Annotated in this window: 2 protein-coding genes; both read right to left on the bottom strand. The window is 46.5% G+C overall.

The window, feature by feature from the left end; translation table 11 throughout:
• A partial coding sequence (locus F6K38_RS42410) for a UDP-3-O-acyl-N-acetylglucosamine deacetylase (RefSeq protein ID WP_287360876.1) occupies positions 1-687 on the bottom strand: 687 nt, incomplete at its 3' end.
• Positions 688-829: 142 nt separating this feature from the next.
• A partial coding sequence (locus tag F6K38_RS42405) for a BamA/TamA family outer membrane protein (RefSeq protein WP_287257231.1) occupies positions 830-1,230 on the bottom strand: 401 nt, incomplete at its 5' end.

Genomic DNA, 1,230 nt, shown 5'->3' with positions numbered 1-1,230 from the left:
ATCAGCCAAGCCAAAGGTACGAGCTGGTGCGATCGCATCAGCAAAATTGTCCTTTTCTGGAGTCCAACTATACCATTGTTTACCAATCGCTGGTAACGCAAAGTCAATGCCATAGGTAAATCGAGTTGTGGGTGCTGGTAGAGCCGTTACAAAGGCATCTCCGTGATAAACCGAGACTGGCTCGTTTAATACAAAAGGGATAGGTGTTGTTACTGAGGGAGTTAGGGGGTGAGGGGGTGTTAGGGTACCTCGAACTTGTCCGGGGGTAAAACTCTCATATGCTTTTCCCTCGATTCCTCGAACCCCTGCTGCTACTACTCCCACCTCCTGGATAGCTTCCAGCCACACCTTCGCCGAACCATCTAAAAGAGGCACTTCTGGACCATCAATCTCAATCTGAGCATTATCCACACCACTACCAGCCAGTGCAGCTAAAAGGTGTTCCACCGTACGAACGGTAGCGTTTCCATACTGGGCTGATGTCGAGAGTTCCGTAGATAGTGTGGTATCTGAAACTGCATCTATGTTTGCTGGAATAACCGGTTTACCTGGTAGGTCAACCCGCACAAAATATCGTCCTTCTCCAGCAGCAGCTGGTAGTACCCTTACTTTGGTTGAAATACCGCTGTGCAGTCCAACACCAGAGCGTTCAAACATACCAGCCAAGGTGTAATATACTGAAGACATTTTTTTTGGTAACGTTTATATCAATAAAGGCAGTAAAATTGAAAATTGAAAATTGAAATTAACCAATCACAAATCCCAATTAACAATTCACAATTAACCACTAACACTTCACAACTAACAACTAACAATTCACAATTAACAATTAAAACTTCTCTCCAATACCAAAGTGAAGACGACTGTCCCCTTCGGTATTTAAACCAAAGTCTACCCGAATCGGACCAAGTGGTGACTGCACTCTAACCCCAAGACCGTAACCGAGACCAGTACCGGGTAAATCTCTCTGCTCACCAGGTTCACCAGGAACAGCACCAGCAGAACCAAGGTCAGTGCCAGCGTCAACAAATAGAGCGCCCCCTATGACTGAGAAAATGGGGAAGCGATATTCTGCAGTAGCCTGAAGGTAGCTACGTCCTGATGCTAGGTCTCCCTCAGCAAACCCCCGCACGGAGTTACTACCACCAATAATAAAAGCTTCATAGGGAGGTAAATCCCCCAAGATAGTGCCCCCTTGAATGTTAAAGGCAAGAGCCTGAGGTCCTTCGG

This window comes from Moorena sp. SIO3B2 (genome assembly GCF_010692525.1).
Lineage (GTDB): Bacteria > Cyanobacteriota > Cyanobacteriia > Cyanobacteriales > Coleofasciculaceae > Moorena > Moorena producens.
Note: the sequence above shows the minus strand (reverse complement) of the source record. Positions and strands in the feature narration are given on the sequence as shown.